Source organism: Pseudomonas phytophila, from assembly GCF_025643095.1.
In the GTDB taxonomy this organism is placed as follows: domain Bacteria; phylum Pseudomonadota; class Gammaproteobacteria; order Pseudomonadales; family Pseudomonadaceae; genus Aquipseudomonas; species Aquipseudomonas quasicaspiana.
This window is the reverse complement of sequence record NZ_CP081201.1, coordinates 751,950-769,250: the sequence shown is the minus strand read 5'-3', so window position 1 is coordinate 769,250 and position 17,301 is coordinate 751,950. Positions and strand designations below refer to the sequence as shown.

The window sequence follows — 17,301 nt, the reverse complement described above, 5'->3', positions numbered from 1 at the left end:
GTACCGCCTGACGCTATCGCGAGCAAGCTGTTGTGGCTCAATATTTATGGACCATGATGTAGGAGTATCAACCTAAGGAAGCATCATGGGATTTCGGGTCGTTACAGCCGAAGAAAAAGCCGAGGCTATTCGCCTTGTCGTTGAGTTGAATTACTCAGTGCCTAAAGCGTGTGAGCAGACTGGCGTAGGGCCTACCGCGTTGCGGCGCTGGGTTTCACGGTGGCGCAAGGAGCAGGTAGGAGCCGCGCAAACTACCCGGCCTCAGGATCAAGATCTCATCGACTCGCTGCAGGCCAGATTGGCACTGCTGGAGGCCGAGAACGATGTTTTAAAAAAGCAGTTGCCCTCTCATCTAAAGGTGCTGTTTGGCCGAAGAAAATGATTGAGGGCGCTACAAAGAAGCTGTCGGTTCGACGCTTGTGCTGCGTACTGAGCATACCTCGCAGCAGTTATTACGCCATGCGTCGGCCTCGAGCTAAACGCAGTATCGAGCCGCAGTTAGAGAAGAAGATCCGGCTTTTGCACAAAGAACATCGAGGCGCGCTGGGCAGTCGCGGATTTGTTAAAGCGCTGAAGGCACAAGGCGTCCAAATGGGGCGTCATCGTATGCGCAGCTTGATGAAGAGTCTGGGTTTGGTGAGGCGTCGGGCACAGCATGCGCACTATCGACGGGCTACCAAACCGTCCAACATTGCGCCCAATGTGCTGGCACGACGCTTTAACCCTGAACATCCCAACACGTTCTGGGCGGGAGACATTACCTATATCCGTGTCGGTGGTAGTTGGCTGTACCTGGCAATTGTGATGGATCTTTTCTCGCGCAGGATCGTTGGCTGGGCGTTTTCAAGGACGGCCGATACCGAGCTTTCATTGCAGGCTTTACGACTTGCGGTGGGGCTGCGCCGACCTTCTTCCGAGCTGGTGTTTCACTCGGATCAGGGATGCCAATACACCGCTGACCGCTTCGTTAGCTATCTGGCCGAGAAGCAAATCGTGCAGAGCATGAGTCGGCGCGGAAACTGTTGGGACAATGCGGTAGTGGAACGCTACTTCCGATCACAGAAACACGATTGGTCACCTGAGAACGGTTACTCGAATCACTTCGAGGCAGAACGAGACGTGATGGATTTTATTGCTCACTACAACCATCGACGTTGCCACTCTGCCTCGAATAACCTGCCGCCAGCTGTTTTCGAAAAACTGGCGGCCTAACACTCCTACGGAACGGTCCAAAAAAACTGGACCATTACAAGCTCACTCCTACAGTGAAGGTATTTCAAGTCAGGGCCGCCCCGCTGCCCATGTCACCGCGCTGTCTCGCGGCAAACAGAGAACGGGTGGGACCGGATTTATCCGGGAAGGCGACATTCCCGACGACGATGATATGGCGAATGTACCGCCCCTTCCCGAATAAATTCGGCCCCACAGGTTTTGTGTGAGTTTAGATAGTTACGTGCGTTTGATGAGAGGTCCCGCCCCGTCTACGAAGCCGCGCTGTAGTGCAGTAAACGAGGACCTGCAGGAGCGCGCTTGACCGCGATTCAGTCTGTCAATCGATGAATACTTCGTCTGTACTGAGGCAATCGCGTGCAAGCGCGCTCTTACAGCTGAAAAACATTGCAGTCCGGATAGTTATTTCATGTTTGATGAAAGTGGGCGGAATTACCTACAAAGCACCTTGACTAGACGGACTGGTCGACGAACCCAAGCATGGGCGCATGTCATCTTTGCCTTTTGAAACGGTTCGTCGCGTTTGGGAGCACCGGCCCCCGCATCGGAGATGACGCGCTAAAGCTGCCGGAGCGCTGTACGCTAACGTTATCCGTTGCACTGGATTATCTCTGAGGTCAATTGATCAGCAACATTAATCCTCAGCAATGGCATCGAGAGTGGCTGGCCCTTCCCAAGAAAACCAATAAAGAAAAGGCCAGGCACCTGCAGGTTTATATGACCGCCAATAACACCTGACCCACAATTACACCAACCTCCGGATGCTGGACGAGCAGGGTTGAGCGCTGCTTGCGGGACATCACTATGTACTCGCGCCACGGCAGCTGTGCATCCGTGCGTAGATGAGAAAATCAAAGCTGAGACTACTGCTTAATAACTACCCAAGACGTACTTTTTACCCTGCCGTCAGCAGCTCTAACAATTAATGTATGTGACCCTTTAGAAATCTTTCCAGTGGTAGCTGTCAGTCCAGTCGAAGACCGACCCAAGAAGCTCTTATTAAAATCATCGACATAAAGACTGACAGAGGGCCACGTATCTGTGCATAGGCCACTAAAATTTCACGACACGCAAACTTGGCCATGTGTAGTAGTGCCGCCATCGGGGATGTTAACATCCGTGCATATACCTTAACCACGAGATGGTCAGGGCCTCATCGCGCCATCCAATAAAAGCTATAACACAGCGCGTCCACCGGTCGAACGAAACACATCAATTAACGCCATTCGAAAAAATCATAGTAATAGTCTGACGCTCCAAGACATTGTATCGTTACTCGATTAAATGGACGTGGAAGAGTAAACTCATTTAACCCCGTAGTCAAAACAAATCCCCCCATCACTGCGTCGATACTCTCATGACTAAATAGTGCGGAGACCTGATGGTCAGAGCTCCCAGTACAATTAACACGGAAAAACTGAAAACCACCTATGAACTCAAGTTGATGTGTATGCCACTCTTCCTTTAGATCACTTGGCACTCTTATATTTAAAGCGCGCGCTCCAAATCCAGATGCCGGATACGTCGCTATTCTTACAGCTGTTTGACCAACCTCCAAGATAGGCAAACTTAAGGACAGACCACTTGTGAAACGTATGCGCTGAGTATTTGTTGGAAACTCGCGCACTGGCTCCGCTTCGAAATCCTCTCGACTCAAATTGGGCGTCGTGGAAACCGTAAAAGACCACGGATCAGACACCCATTGCCCTCCGACGTTGCCCGCCGTAATAATATGCTCGCTTTCTGTCAATCCAGACAATGTTAGTTCCCAGCTCCCATCACTTTCTGCTACTACCGTTTCAACAGGATAGGCGTTGTCAAATACATCCAGCGTGACGCCAGAGCCTGCTGTTCCATAAAGTGTCAGTAAGTTGTCGGGCGTTTCACAACCGTCAGGAACATCACCACTGGCACCTGTGACGTTGGAGATGGTGGGCTTAACCTCAGCCTCCACTTCCAACACCGTTAGATCAAGTATCTGCGAAGGTTTTGCAGCCCCTGCGGCTACAACCGTGTAGCCCACCTCAATGGTTTTCCCCATCACCGCAGTGACCGCAGCAGCAGGCACCAGAAATTCCACGGGTCCACTTGGGTTGCCAGGTTGCGCCGGGACCAGGTTGACATGGTTATCCCACGACAGAATGATGAGGTCACTGTCGACCGTTGCCGTGTCTACCCGCACGGTTGCACCGTTCAACGCGTTTTGTGGATCAAGCACATCATTCACCGCCTCGACAACTGAAGGCTTTGGAGAACGGCCATCTATCAAGACTGTCAGGTCAGTCACCTGCGAAGGCTCCGCAGAAACGCCTCGTACCACCGTGTAGCTCACTGGGATCGTTTGCCCGGCTGCCTCCGTCACCGCTTCGGGCGGTACCCGAAAGTCCAGGGTACCCGTTGAATTTCCTTGCTCCGGGGGGACCAGATTGGCGCGCTCATTCCAGGAAAGTAGAATGAGGTCCGTGTCCTCCATCACATAGGTCACCCGTACGGTCGCGCCGTTCGCTGCATCTTCAGGATCGAGGACGCCACTGGGGGCCTCAACAACAGTGGGCTGTGGATAACTTGTGTTCATATAATTCACCTTCTATAAGCAAACATCACTATCCGAATTGGAATGAATCCCTGGTAGGAGCGAATTTATTCGCGAAGGGCCATCACTGAAAACATGCGGGCCTGACACAACGCTTCGCGAATAAATTCGCGCCTACAAGTACCCTGGGACGCAGGACGGCCTCTCACCTATAAACCGGAGCGATTTCAGACGATTGACTGAGGACCAGCGTCGACTAACGGAAGACTACTAACAACTGTCAGAACTGACAGAACTTATGCGCATCAGACGTTTAAATACCTGTTTAAATAACGAAATCCTGACTACACCCCGGCAGCACCCTGGATACGGCTAGCAACAGGCGCCTTCGTTGCAACAACAGTGAAAGACCACGCATCCGACACTAACTGCCCACCCGCTGTTTTCGCGGTAATGCTATGGTGAGTTTCCGTCAGGCCCGACAGTGTTAACCTCCAGCTTCCATCACCTTCCGCTACGATAGTTTCAATAGGGTAGGCGTTGTCAAATACATCCAGCGTGACGCCAAAACCTGCCGTTCCAGATAGTGTCAGTAAATTATCGGGAGTTACTCCTCCGTTCTCTACATCACCCTTGGCGCCCGTCACCTTCAAGATTACTGGTTTAACTTCGGTGTCTACTGCCTCTACGGTCAGATCAAGCGCTATCGACGCTTGTGTAGTCCCCGAGCGAATGACCGTATAAACAACTTCAATAGTTCTATCGGCCGCCTCTACAACTGCCGCAGGTGGCACACTAAAATCTACTGTCCCCGTTACGTTCCCCCGTTTTGGAGCAAGCAAGTCAGCTCGACCATCCCAAGACAGAAGGATAAGGTCAGTGTCGAGCATCTCATACGTAACCCGCACGGTCGCGCCGTTCACCGCGTTTGAAGGATCAAGCACACCATCATCGGCTTCAACGACCAGGGGTTGTGGATAACGTCGATCTATATCAACGACCAGATCAAGCGCAATCGACGGCTCAGCAGATCCAGAGCGAAGAACGGTGTATATAACCTCGATAGTTTTCCCCCTTGCATCGTCAACTGCTGCGCTCGGCACCAGAAATTCTACAGCCCCGCTTGAGTTGCCCAGTTTTGGAGCGAGCAGGTCTACTCGACCATCCCAAGATAAAAAAATCAGGTCGGTGTCGAGCATCACATACGTTACACGCACGGTCGCACCGTTCTCTGCATCTTCAGGTTTAAGTACGCCACTTGGGGCTTCTACAACAAGGGGGAGTGGATAATTTGCGTTCATTTGATTCACCTTGTTATAAGCAAAACATCACCCTATTAATTGGAATGAGTCCCCAGTAGGAGCGCATGTATTCGCGAAGGGGATTACTGAAAAGCATGTGGGCCTGGAAAACGGGCTCGCGAATAAATTCGCTCCTACTGGGGTTATCGACTCGTATTCAAGAGAATGGTCAGGCTATGGGCAAAGGATATTCTCTCGCCACTATGTCGGTCATTCAATACGGGTATAATGCCATCTATCCGAGCTCCCCCCGCCCCCCTGCACTGCTGCCCCAATGCTGTCCGCCCCCAAATTCTGGATTGTAATCGTTGCCGTCCAGCTCCCATCACTTTGTGTCACCACCCGGTCGTCCCCAAAAGGGCCAACAAATATGTCCAAGGTAACCCCAATGCCTGCCGTTCCAGTTATTGTCAGGATTCTGTCGCGGGTTTCACCGCCATTTTCAACTTCGCCACTGGCGCCCGTCACTGTCAGGATCACTGGTTTTATTTCGGCCTGCTCTAATCCTACGGTCAGATCGAGAACTATCGACGCTTGCGCAGCGCCTGAGCGAATGACCGTATAAAGAACCTCGATAGTTTTTTCCATTGCATCCACAACTGCTGCGCGCGGCACCAGAAATTCTAGAGTTCCATTTGAGGTCCCCGGCTTTGGAACGAGTAGGTCAACCCGACCATTCCAGGACAATAGAATAAGATCTGTGTCGAGCATCTCGTATGTTACCCGCACAGTTGCGCCGTGCGCTGCGTTTTGCGGATCAAGCACTCCATCAAGAGCCTCAACGACCAAGGGCTGGGGATAACGCAGGTCTATCCCGACGGCCAGATCAAGTGGAATCGAAGGCACAGCAGACCCCGAGCGAATGACCGTATAGAAAACTTCGACAGTTCTCCCCATTGCATCGACAACTGCTGTGCGAGGTACCAGAAACTCTAACGTTCCGCTTGAGCTCCCCGGCTTTGGAGCGATGAGGTCAGGCCGGTCGTCCCAGGACAGAAAAACAAGATCGGTATTGAACATCTCATACGTAACGCGAACGGTTGCGCCGTTCGCAGCGTCTGAAGGATCGAGCACGCCCTCTGGAGCATCAACGACCAAGGGCTGTGGATAACGTGGGTCTATATCAACTTCCAGATCAAGTGCAATCGACGGCTCAGCAGATCCAGAGCGAATAACCGTATAGGTAACCTTGATAGTCCTCCCCATCGCATCAGTAACGGCTTCGCGCGGCACCAGAAAATCCAGTGCCTTGCTTTGGTTGCCCGGCTTTAGGGTATCCAGATCAACTCGATCGTCCCAAGACAAAAAAACAAGATCGTTATCGAGCATCTCGTACGTCACGCGCACGGTAGCGCCGTCCATTGCGTTCAGAGGGTCGAGTACGCCGCCTGTGGCTTCTACAACAGTGGGTTCTGGATAACTTGCGTTCATTTGATTCACCGTTTCATAATTAAACTTCATCATCAGAGCTGGAATGAAATCCACCGGCAAGGGCGAATTTATTCGCGAGAGTTTTCTTAATAACAAGCACGTTGACCTGACACACCGCCTCGCGAATAAATTCGCTCCTACAGGGTCCATGTTTACCGCACAATAAAGCAGTACCGCAGATACGGAATGACCGACGACGAAACTATTTTTTGACTGCCTGAAGGACAGTATTGATCAATAGCAAATCATTGACCACTGTCAGAAATGACAGTGGTTATACGTATTAGAAGCTTCATTATTTTTTTAATAGCGAAACCTTAGCATTCAGGCTATTAATGCGTATTCACTCACGGACAGGTGGCCTGGAGCGCAATAAATTCCGTCGCGGATGAAAACCGTCAACCGCTCATGATCATCCCAACTCTCTGCTCTTAAACGTCATGAAGTTGAACCCGTACCCACGTGACTGCCAGACTGACAGCGCCTGGATTGTTTAAAAATAAAATCAGGCGTAAACAGGACTCCTTGCACACTAACACCCGTAGAGCTACTGCTTACTGCGGCACCACCTGGTCCGCAGGGTCGTAAGCAAACCGATTGGCATCAGGCAGCAGGAAGTTCAGTTTTAAAATAGGTACAACGTAACCCGCAGTATTGAGCTTTCGTTGAAACGTCTGAGCAATTAACTTACCCGCTGGTAAACTGACATCATAAAAAAAAGCGGCAATGTACTTCGGCAACCCGGCCCCGTTATCTGCCGGGTTATTCAACATAATTTCATTCCACACGGACGTATGGGTTGTGTACTTGGCGTGTGAAGCAATCATGGCGTTCCAGCCTGCCTGGCTGTCGACGTTCCATGAACATTGCCTTCCTCGGTTTTGCGCAACGCTTTCAAAATGTGCGTCCCACTGCGCGACATTGGTGATCCCCGATGTTTCACAGGATCCCCACGCATAGTCGCTGTTGTTATGCCTTGGGTTATGGGTGGGGAAAGACACCCGGAGCGCTCTACGACCACAACCCTGGTGCGTCTGGTCGGTAGCTGTACCCGCGTCAAACGGATAAAGACAGATAAATCCCGTTTCCAGCCCCGGCAAATTGCCCGCTATGGCCTCCGCTTTGTTACGCAATATAAAACCCGCTGGGTGATACAGACGGGTGTTACGCACATCTTTTCGAATCCAGGCGTAAGAAGTCGCGCCGATGGCGATTGCATTAGGGCTGCTGATCCAGGGGTCGAATGCACCGTCATTTACCGTGCGCACCAACACGCCGCTGCAGTAGTAATGCCCTCTGGGTAAGTTGCTGCCACGCTCCAGGCAGTTGTTTTGATTTTCGTTATAGTTGCGATTCATTGCTGCCAGAATCACGTCCGGGGGCTGTACCGCTTTGTTGGTATTATGCCCTTCCGTAACGGCCATTTCGCTGAGCGAAGGCATAGGCGGTTCAACGGAAAGAGGCTGGTTGACACAAGCCACGAGCAGCAAACTTGTCAGACAAGTAAATAATTTATTCGCACGCATGGCTTATGCACTCCTCCACGGAGATTTTCACCCTGTCAGTCGATACCTGAAAGCGGCTGTTTAAGCCTCTCTTAACACGTTAGGGGATATCCCTTCTGAGGATTTGCGAAAACCTCAATCCCGCTCCCCCTCGCCCGACGCTGTAGTTGATGAGTACCTCTCGGCCCGTGTTTTCCGCTACCCAGTCCGGTGGAATGCTGAACGTAACAACACCCCCACCTGCCGGTGGATTTTTAATCTCGGTAAAGTACTCAGAGCGGCCCTTCCAGCGTACCGCGACGGTATCGTTGCTTTGACTGCCATAGTTCACGGAAACAGTTCGGTTATCTGCCGAGATTGTCGGCGCCAGCAAACTAATACCCTGTGGCTCTACGGTCAGCGCCAGTGCTTTAGAGGGCAGGAGCGGGCTGTGCGGATTGTTCGGATCTTCAACAACTGAATAATTGACATTGACGGACATACCGATCGAGTCGATCACTTCATCACGCGGGATGATGAAATCCATCGGTCCGACAAGCGTGACATATTTTATATCGGTGGTGTATTCCACACGTCCCACCCAACGGCCTCTTATTGAATGGCCCCGATTCATGCCTTTGTAATAGACCCGCATGATAAGGTCTGTCCCCTCGGCCATTCGATAAAAGTCCAGTCTGTTGGGATTGCCTTGCCTGATAGCTTCTGGAACTTCTGGGGCAGTAAGGTCTAACGCGTTAGTATCCATGAGAGTTATCCTCTACTGTTGTAACGGGGCTGGCCGACAACTCTTTAACGGCCGGATAGGCAAGCGGCAATAAAAACTATCGTCGCCTGCAATGGCTATTTATCTTTGTCAGGCAATGTGCCGCCCCGACAGTAATCGACACGTGGATCGGCCTGTTACATCAGGGCATTTCTTTCCTAAGTAGTTGCGAGAAGATCAAACGCGCACTCCCCACGCCTACGCTGTAATTAATAAGGACTTCTTTTCCTCTGCTTTCAGTTACCCACGCAGTAGGAATTGTGAAGTGAGTGGTACCGCCATTAGTTGGTGGATTCTGGATTGCAGTGTAGTGCTCAATCACTCCCTTCCAGCGTACAACTATGGTATGGCTTGTCAGGCTTGCGCCGTAGGCGACGGATACCGTTGTATTGGCTGCATTGATAGTCGGGGCGACGAGGTTTAGCGCCTGAGGCAATATCCTGAGCGACAAGATTTTTGAGGGCAGCTGTGTGCCTCCAGGGGTCAGCACCACTGTATAGCTGACACTGGCGGTTGACCCGATCGAGTCGATGACTTCATCTCTGGGAATGATGAAATCCATAGGGCCGACCAAGGTTACGTCCTTGATCTCAGTGGTATACCTGACCCGACCTATCCATTGCCCTCTGACGGTCTGACCTCGGGCCATGCCGTCATAGTTAACGCGCATGATCAGGGCGGTATTTTCCGGCAGCCTGGAAAAATCCAGCACCTCCGGGTCTCCTTGTGCAGTAGCGGCTGGCACACTTGGCCTGATGAGGTTCAATCCGGTTTGACTGTTAGCGATATTGATTGGTTGGGGCGGTGAAATGATGACGGGATCATCTTCTCGCCCATAGCTGTAGGTGACCGTCACCCCTTTATCGAGGTTTTCCTCAGCCCATAGGATGGGGATATCAAAATCAATAGGCCGTGGAGGACTGCCCACGGTCTTGGTGTTGGTGTCACGTTGACGCACTCCCACCCAGCGCACCAACACGGTATCGCCTGTCACCATCTGATAATCGGGAACCCGTACCGTCACTTTGGTCAGATTGGCGATATCAACCACGTGGGCAGCGTCATCTTCAAGGATGTCGGGCAGCGGCAGGATGGCTTTGATTTGCAGCGTGCGAACGTCAGACTTGTCCTCGCCACCCGCGTCACGGCGCACCTCATAGCGCACGGCCACTGTCCTGTGGCGATTGGACTCTATCAACGGAGGCAATATGGACCAGGAAAGGTTCTGGTTGTCACTTGCGACGCGAAAGTCCTTGGTTGCACTGCCATTGCCCGGTGCACCTGTCCAGTACGCAATGACTTCATCCAGACGTTTGAGCCGAGCGGCAGTACCATCAATGTGCAGCACGGTGCGGTCATAGAGGTCGGGATCAATAATGTCCCCGGGGGCATTGTCCACCGAAGGTTCGAGCAACAGCTGGGCAGTGCCCGACACACTGTAGACCGAAGGCAACGAAGGCCTGAGGTTGCCGGTAAACAGCTTTACTTTGTAAGAGAGCGTCAGGGTGCCGTTGCGCAAAGGAACCAGATTGGCTTTAGGCACCAGGAATTCATAGTCATCGTCCTCTTCATCACGCCCGACATCGTAATCATCGGTGTAGGTATAGGTTTGGCCATTCAGCGCTTTGCCTTCCCAGGTCAGGTAGATCACGTCTCCTGGACCTTTGCCCGCATAGGGCTGGATGATGACATGCGCATCCACCAAGACATCTTCAGGGTCTATGACCGTACCGACAGCCTCATCCAGAATCGGTTTTGGCAACGGCGCCACATCACCGATCACCGTCACGGTGACGCTTTTTGAACGACGTGTTGAGCCGCCTGCAGCCGGTGCCACTCTGTAGTAGACCGTTGCCGAACCTCCTGCAATATCCACCACGGGTTTGTTAGGTACGTCGAAAGAGGGTCCGAAGCCAATGTTCGTAACGGGCTTGTCAGCGAGCCCCGGTACCACCGGGTTACCGTCAGCTGTTTGTCCCAGCCAATGCAGGGTAACGTCATCCCCCAGCGCAATGCCTGTATAGGCGGGGGTATCAACTCTGGCGTCACGGGCACCGAGCTTGTCCAGATCAACTTCCAGATTAACGTCTGCGTCAACCACCCTCGGCGCCGCCGGTGCGCTGGGGTCCACTTGCACATTGGTGAAAGCGGGCAATGACAGCAGCGACCAGTTACCCACCAGGTCGCGGATGTCGTAATTGACCTGCAGCTTTTCGCTGTCACCAGCATCGATCAGGGTCTTTGAAGGCACCGTGATAATTTGCGGCTTACCGACCTCCCCGGCGGGTAAAGGCGGTTGTTTCATGGCAAAACGATTGCCCCCCCAATAGAGGGTCAGCACATCGCCTTCGGCCATCAACGGCCAGCGCGGAACAGTAACGTCCAAATCCCGGGCTGTATCGATAACGGGCGGAACCCCCTCAGGTTTTAACAGATTTTCATTGATGGTCGGAGTAGTGTTGTCTGGATCGGGATCACCGGGCACCGTGCGTTTGACCCGTACTTCACGGATGAGCGAGTCATCAGGGTTGCCGCCGAGGCCGAAGTAAATACGGTAGAACACTTTAGCGGCGGGGTTATCAGGGAGTGCTAAAGGTAGCGGGTTGAAGCTTATTCGTCCGTTGTCGATCTGGTCCTCGTTAATAGTGAAATTATCGACAACAACGCCATCCCAATAAAGCTCGGCAATGTCATTTACGGCAGTATTGGCCACCAGAATGGCTAACATCGGCACACCTTTGTTTGGGTCTGCAAGATCAGCGTTACCCAGCCCACCGCTACCGCCTATATCAATAGCAGGAATGATTAAATCATTCAGGGCTGTTACTTCTTGTGGGGTGTTGATATCCATTTCATTCACCTATGGGTGAGTAGCCGTGACAGGCGGCGTAAAGAAAATGGAGCTTTCCGCCCATCTCTTTACGCTCTGTGCGTCGAATATTTATCGGTGCGCCGTCAAGGTCGGGGAGTAATACAATAATTGGCGGCCCTTACGCTGATGGTGACAGGGATCTTTGCAGAATCTACCTCACCCTTACTGTTTGTCGCGGTGTAAATAGCGGTCCCCAAGCCCTCACATATGAACCTCAACTGGGGCTCAGTAATGATGAAATCGTAATACTTGGCATCAATGTCTAGTTGCAGAAGCGGATGGACGAGTTCCACTTGGGAGTCCGGGATTTCAGCGCCATTGGGATCAGTAAGGCTGTAATGCCCGGCAAACCTCAGATGCAGTGAATCACCCACCGTCATGTTCGCAATGGGGAGGGTGATTCGGATAGGCGTGCCATCCATGCCAGCAGCCTTGTTGATCACGTTGTTGGCATCTTTTTCCGTGAAATTCGGGTCTACCAGATTCGCACCGCCGCCTGGGATTTCGGCAGAAGACACTACCCTGACATTAGTCGGTAAAGACTGAGCAATACCAAACTGAGGTGGATTCCCGTCGCCTAGATCGCGGCTGACTGTGTAGCTGACATCGAAGGCCCCTTTGGGGCCTTTCTGGATGATGTCGTCGCTGTCGAGTGGAATAGCCAGATCGACCGTTGGGTCTATAACAGTGAACGGTATCTTCAAAGTGGGCCCCCATGAAACTTCAACAGTGTCGGTGGCCACAAATACCTCACCACCATCTTCCCCCAGATGGTAAATGGTAATCACACCGTCTTTGTCGAAATCCGCCGCAGGAATAACGTTCTGCTGGCCGCTGGAGCTAGTCACTTTCAGTAACTTCAGGTTTTCGTGCTCAGGGGTTTCCGGAAAAAGATCCTCGCCTCCCGGGATGGTGAGATTTACCAGAACGGTGGTAGCAGGAGAGGGACCGAACTTATCGATCCCGCGCTCCACACGGTAGGCGACCGCTACAGGGCCATCGCCCTCAGCAATGAGTTTTTTAATGTCCATTTTCACGCTGATGATCGGATCTGGCAGCGGCGGAGGTACTGCTGGCAACTTCCCGATAGGAGCAGGAAGCTCTTCTTGCGTACCCCAGGTGACAACAATCATGTCACCTTCCGCAATATTGTCGTACGGCGAAATATCCACTAGAAGCGGCCCCTGAGCATCCGCCCAGGTCACAACTTCGTGAAGATCGAAAGCGGGTACAACAGGTGCCAAGAGATTGGAAGGGGGCGAACCTACCAAGGTCCGTAAACGCACTGCAGGCGCTCGTTCATCAGGAGGACGCACATTACCGAGTTGATCAACGACATTCCAGCTGAACGATTGCACGCCATCAACCGTGCTCAGATCGGCCCTTGGCAGTTTGAAGCTCAGCGGGGCGCCAACGATGGTGACCGTCTCTTGACTGCCTGTCAGTGGTAGCCAGTCTGCGGGCAATGGAAGGGCCTTCGGGGCTATTTCAGGCGTGGCCACGTCGCCAATTCCCTCCCCGTTCCAGTTTGGAATCGTTGCTACCAATTCACCTGCAGCATTTAGATCTGACTCGGTGACCACCCCATCAACGGCGAGATTGAAAATCAAAGGCCCCAGATCGCTGCCCCCTGGGGCAGTTCTGTCAATAATGAGCGTCAGCGGTACATTGGCCCTTGTCTCATTTTGACCAGCACTTAACCTCGTGACGTAATCGAGTTGATGCACGCCTTCTGGGGAGTCGGTCATTACGTCCACGGGCAGCTCAAGCTCGTGTTCAGTGGTGTCAGCAGGGTCAAAATTATACCTTGAAGCCGGTACTTCGACGTTATCCCAGAACAACACTACATTGTCCCATACCGGGTTAGTTAACTCACTGATCACGGGGATCACTACTTTCAAAGGAGCAGCCATTACAGCAAGGGGCAGCCTGCCATCCGGTAACATCTCAGGCGCTTGTGGCTGCCTAAGCGCAGTGACTCCAATTGACGGCTTTACTCCATGACGAATGACGCGTGAGTATTTTTGTTTGTTAGACATGACTTTATCTTCCTGACAAAAATTAAATACGGGTGGAAAATTCCAGGGTGGGGCAGATACACTTTCGAGCGGCTGTGCAGTTGGAGTGAGTATTAGCGTCGATCTCGTACCGCGCCACTGTCATAAATGACAGTGGCAGCGCTGAAAACAAGGTTTCAGTACCCAATATCCAGAACATTTAATGCTTATCCTGCTGTTTTCCATCGCTTTTTATTAAAGGCGGCGCTGGATATCCTGCGCACTCAAGCTCAGTAATTATTTCGAAGCCACGCCCCTTGCATTTGCTTCCAAATGGAATATCGCATGAATAGCAAATCGCAATAACGAAACAATTACTTATTTCCAATATCACGAACCGTAACACCGCCGTTACAGCCATACAGAGAAACAACCCTGATAATTGACAACTCTACCAAATAGAGCTTTACCTCTATAGCCATCCGCACCTTGGTACGGAAAGCTTATTCATAATTCTCGTACTCAAGCGTTTGAGCGGCATAAGTGGGTGCGTAGTAAATCATTGCTCTCTTTGTTGAGTTGAAAAACTCAGGGGCCGTTCTTCCTGACGCGACGGCAAGCCCCTCCGTTAAAAGTGCCCACGCACTGTAAAGCGCACATGCATCATCCACAGGGAGATACGGTATGAATATCAACTGTTTGTGCAAATGCTACCTCATACCCTGCGTATTGACCGTGGCCTGCGCTAGCCCCTTACAGGCGAGGGTGCTTGGGCCCGGGGAATCAGAAACCGTCAATGCCGGAACACCAGCAGAAAGCTGGACGCTGACAGGCGCCACATTGACCGTGACACAGGGCGCAATCACACAAAGTATCGCCGGGGGTACTGCCTCCACGTTGATCATGGACGGAGCGACGACAGACAGCACCGTCACCAAAGGCGTGTCCCTCAGCAATAGCACAGCCACCATTGCAGGGTCGACCATCACCTCCAGTGTCAACTTTGGTCTGGAGTTGATCACCAATAACGTAACGCCTGGGACAGGCAATACCGCGGCGGTCTCCAGCACAGTAATCACCGGTGCTGTACGCGGCGTCAACTTGACGTTCAGAAGTCAACTGGACCTGACAGACTCTCAGGTCATAGGCACTGGATCGGGCACCGGCGGCCCGAGTTCAGGGGGCCTCGGCATGACCGTCGTGGGCGCGACCGCCAACCTGAAAAACAGCTCGGTTACCGGCGCTAACCGAGGTGTAATACTGCTGACAGATCAATTCGCTGGCTCCAATCTGCCGGTACTCACTCTGGATAATTCTTCTGTGGTCGGCACCAACGGCGACGCTATTCTGGTGGTCGGTGATGCGGCGATCACCACCGCGTCGATAACGGTGCAGAACGGCTCGACGCTAACAGCGGGCAACGGCATTATTCTCAATGTGGCTGCCAATGCATTAGCAGACCTTATCGTCGATAACAGCCAGTTGAACGGCGACGTGTCAGCCGTGGCGGCGTCCACCACCAACATCACCTTGCGCAACAGCGCCAGCCTGACCGGTAACCTGAGCAATATCAGTAGCGTCAACATGGACAATAGCTCGGTAACCGGAGACGTCACGGTGCCAGCCGCAAGTACCGCATCTATAGCGATGACTAACAATTCCAGCTGGAACGGGCAACTGACCAACATCGCCAGCCTGAACATGAACAGCAGTAGCCTGACAGGCAACCTGAGCAATATCAGTAGCGTCAACATGGACAACAGCACGGTAACCGGAGACGTCACGGTGCCAGCCGCAAGCACCGCATCTGTAGCGATGACTAACAATTCCAGCTGGAACGGGCAACTGACTAATATCGGCAGCTTGACTCTGGACAACAGTACCCTCACCGGAGGCGTTAACCAGGACAGCGGCTCGATTGCCAGTGTTACGCTGACCAACAATGCTGTGATCACCGGGCAACTGAACAACATAGGTGCACTCAACATCAACAGCAGCACAATGACGGGTGACATCGTGCAGGATGCGTCCACCCCGGCAACGATCACCCTTGCCAACACGGGCGTATTGAGCGGCACCGTCACCAACGCTCAAGCGATGAACATTGACAGCACCTCGGTCTGGAACATGACCAACAGTTCAAGCCTGGGCAGCCTGGCCATTGCTGGCGGGACGGTAAATTTGCGCGGGGGTAATCCGGCATTCAAGACGCTGACCCTGGGCAGCCTGTCAGGCAGCGGCAACTTTGCACTGGGTACGGACTTGGCGGCGCATCAAAGTGACCTGATCAACATCACGGGTAATGCAACCGGCAGCCACGTCCTGCAAGTCCAGAACACCGGCGTTGACCCGGTCAAGGAGACTTACGCGCAGCAGCTTGTGCACACGGGCAGCGGCGACGCAGCGTTTGCGGTTCAGGGCGACACTGTGGATGCAGGGGCATTTACGTATCAACTGGAACAGCGCGGCACGGACTGGTTTCTGGTGCAGGCGCAAGATGATGCTGGCGAGCCCATCCCGACGCCAAGTGCGCAAACCGTTGTCGCCCTGTTCAGCGCCGCACCCACCGTGTGGTATGGCGAACTGTCCACCCTGCGCAGCCGCATGGGCGAACTGCGCAATGGTCATGATCAAGGCGGCGCCTGGGCGCGGACTTACGGCAACAGGTTCAATATCGCAACGAGCGATGGTGTTGATTATTCGCAGAACCAGAGTGGCATCTCCCTGGGTGTCGACACTGCACTGCCCTCCTCTAACGGACAATGGTTAATAGGTGTAATGGCCGGTTATAGCCATTCAGACCTGAACCTGCGGCGCGGCTCGACGGGCGACGTGGACAGTTACTATGCCGGCTTATACAGCACCTGGTTGTCGACCTCGGGTTATTACGTTGATGCAGTGCTCAAAGCTAATCGATTCAGCAATAAAGCCGATGCTCGCATGAGTGATGGCGAACGGTCGGAAGGCGATTACGACACTTACGGCGTGGGCGCTTCAGTGGAAGCAGGTAAACACATCCAACTGGCTGACCGTTGGTTCGTCGAGCCCTACGCTCAGGTATCCGCCTTGTGGGTAGAAGGCGAGGATTACCGTCTGGACAATGGCCTGGAGGCTGACAGTAATAGGGCGGATTCTTTTTTGGGCAAGGTCGGGACCCATTTTGGCCGTACGTTCCCTCTCACAAAAGGAGGGTTTGTGCAGCCTTATGCAAAGGTCGCAATAGCGCAGGAGTTTGCCAAAAACAACAAGGTCAATGTTAACGACAACACCTTCAATAACGATTTGTCCGGTACACGTGGTGAAGTGGGCATCGGGGTGGTAGCGCAACTGACCAGCGTCCTTCAGTTGCACGCCGATATCGATCACAGCAATGGTGACAACATCGAACAACCGTGGGGGGTGAATGCAGGTCTGCGCTATTCGTGGTAAGAACGCGTCGCGTCCGTGAACAAAAAGGCTGTGGCCCGAGTGGCGCTCGCCAGTGAAGGATTCTACGTCTGCCCGCAAGCTTGATCCGACTCGCAGGACTGGCTTTCGCCGGGAGGAGTCAGGGCCAGTCGCTGATTAATAAGTCGTCAGAAATACCGCTTCCCGGTCTAAAGACTGTTCCACCACGGGCCTCCATCGCAGCCCTGACTGATAACAATTCAACCCGTTACCATTCGCGTC

General features: G+C 52.9%; 10 protein-coding genes. 3 read left to right on the top strand and 7 right to left on the bottom strand.

The genetic code is table 11. The features are described 5' to 3' along the window. Positions 1 to 85 precede the first annotated feature (85 nt). Entirely contained in the window at positions 86 to 382 is a 297-nt protein-coding gene (locus tag K3169_RS03325; protein WP_095096866.1) for a transposase, read from the top strand. After that, positions 298 to 1,212 carry an IS3 family transposase gene (locus K3169_RS03320; RefSeq protein WP_231677976.1) on the top strand — a complete coding sequence of 305 codons (915 nt, stop codon included), beginning with the start codon at positions 298 to 300 and terminating at the stop codon, positions 1,210 to 1,212. The genes K3169_RS03325 and K3169_RS03320 overlap by 85 nt, the downstream gene beginning before the upstream one ends. A 1,234-nt stretch (positions 1,213 to 2,446) precedes the next feature. Here the strand turns inward: K3169_RS03320 and K3169_RS03315 are convergent. The 7 genes from K3169_RS03315 to K3169_RS03285 all read right to left on the bottom strand — a co-directional run bounded on the left by K3169_RS03315 (position 2,447) and on the right by K3169_RS03285 (position 13,674). Further along, positions 2,447 to 3,805, bottom strand: coding sequence for a hypothetical protein (locus tag K3169_RS03315; protein WP_263269947.1), 1,359 nt, complete (start codon positions 3,803 to 3,805; stop codon positions 2,447 to 2,449). 302 nt (positions 3,806 to 4,107) lie between these two features. After that, positions 4,108 to 5,064: a hypothetical protein gene (locus tag K3169_RS03310; RefSeq protein WP_263269945.1), complete on the bottom strand. Its 957-nt coding sequence runs from the start codon at positions 5,062 to 5,064 to the stop codon at positions 4,108 to 4,110. 210 nt (positions 5,065 to 5,274) lie between these two features. Beyond that, positions 5,275 to 6,591 carry a hypothetical protein gene (locus K3169_RS03305; protein ID WP_263269943.1) on the bottom strand — a complete coding sequence of 439 codons (1,317 nt, stop codon included), beginning with the start codon at positions 6,589 to 6,591 and terminating at the stop codon, positions 5,275 to 5,277. 458 nt (positions 6,592 to 7,049) lie between these two features. Next, complete coding sequence (locus tag K3169_RS03300; RefSeq protein ID WP_263269942.1) at positions 7,050 to 8,021, bottom strand: hypothetical protein; 972 nt, start codon at positions 8,019 to 8,021, stop codon at positions 7,050 to 7,052. A 79-nt stretch (positions 8,022 to 8,100) separates the two neighbouring features. Then, positions 8,101 to 8,745 carry a hypothetical protein gene (locus K3169_RS03295; protein WP_263269941.1) on the bottom strand — a complete coding sequence of 215 codons (645 nt, stop codon included), beginning with the start codon at positions 8,743 to 8,745 and terminating at the stop codon, positions 8,101 to 8,103. Between the two features lie 160 nt (positions 8,746 to 8,905). Beyond that, positions 8,906 to 11,614: a hypothetical protein gene (locus K3169_RS03290; protein ID WP_231677892.1), complete on the bottom strand. Its 2,709-nt coding sequence runs from the start codon at positions 11,612 to 11,614 to the stop codon at positions 8,906 to 8,908. Positions 11,615 to 11,718: 104 nt separating this feature from the next. Next, entirely contained in the window at positions 11,719 to 13,674 is a 1,956-nt protein-coding gene (locus tag K3169_RS03285) for a hypothetical protein (protein WP_263269938.1), read from the bottom strand. An 804-nt stretch (positions 13,675 to 14,478) separates the two neighbouring features. Between K3169_RS03285 and K3169_RS03280 the strand changes: the two genes are divergently transcribed. After that, positions 14,479 to 17,061, top strand: a complete 2,583-nt coding sequence (locus K3169_RS03280) for an autotransporter outer membrane beta-barrel domain-containing protein (RefSeq protein ID WP_263272206.1) — start codon at positions 14,479 to 14,481, stop codon at positions 17,059 to 17,061. Positions 17,062 to 17,301: the final 240 nt, after the last annotated feature.

Excerpts from the sequence above, each read along its gene's own strand:
- K3169_RS03325 (WP_095096866.1), top strand. The coding sequence starts at position 86 with ATGGGATTTCGGGTCGTTACAGCCGAAGAAAAAGCCGAGGCTATTCGC.
- K3169_RS03315 (WP_263269947.1), bottom strand. The coding sequence starts at position 3,805 with ATGAACACAAGTTATCCACAGCCCACTGTTGTTGAGGCCCCCAGTGGC.
- K3169_RS03310 (WP_263269945.1), bottom strand. The coding sequence starts at position 5,064 with ATGAACGCAAATTATCCACTCCCCCTTGTTGTAGAAGCCCCAAGTGGC.
- K3169_RS03300 (WP_263269942.1), bottom strand. The coding sequence starts at position 8,021 with ATGCGTGCGAATAAATTATTTACTTGTCTGACAAGTTTGCTGCTCGTG.
- K3169_RS03295 (WP_263269941.1), bottom strand. The coding sequence starts at position 8,745 with ATGGATACTAACGCGTTAGACCTTACTGCCCCAGAAGTTCCAGAAGCT.
- K3169_RS03290 (WP_231677892.1), bottom strand. The coding sequence starts at position 11,614 with ATGGATATCAACACCCCACAAGAAGTAACAGCCCTGAATGATTTAATC.
- K3169_RS03285 (WP_263269938.1), bottom strand. The coding sequence starts at position 13,674 with ATGTCTAACAAACAAAAATACTCACGCGTCATTCGTCATGGAGTAAAG.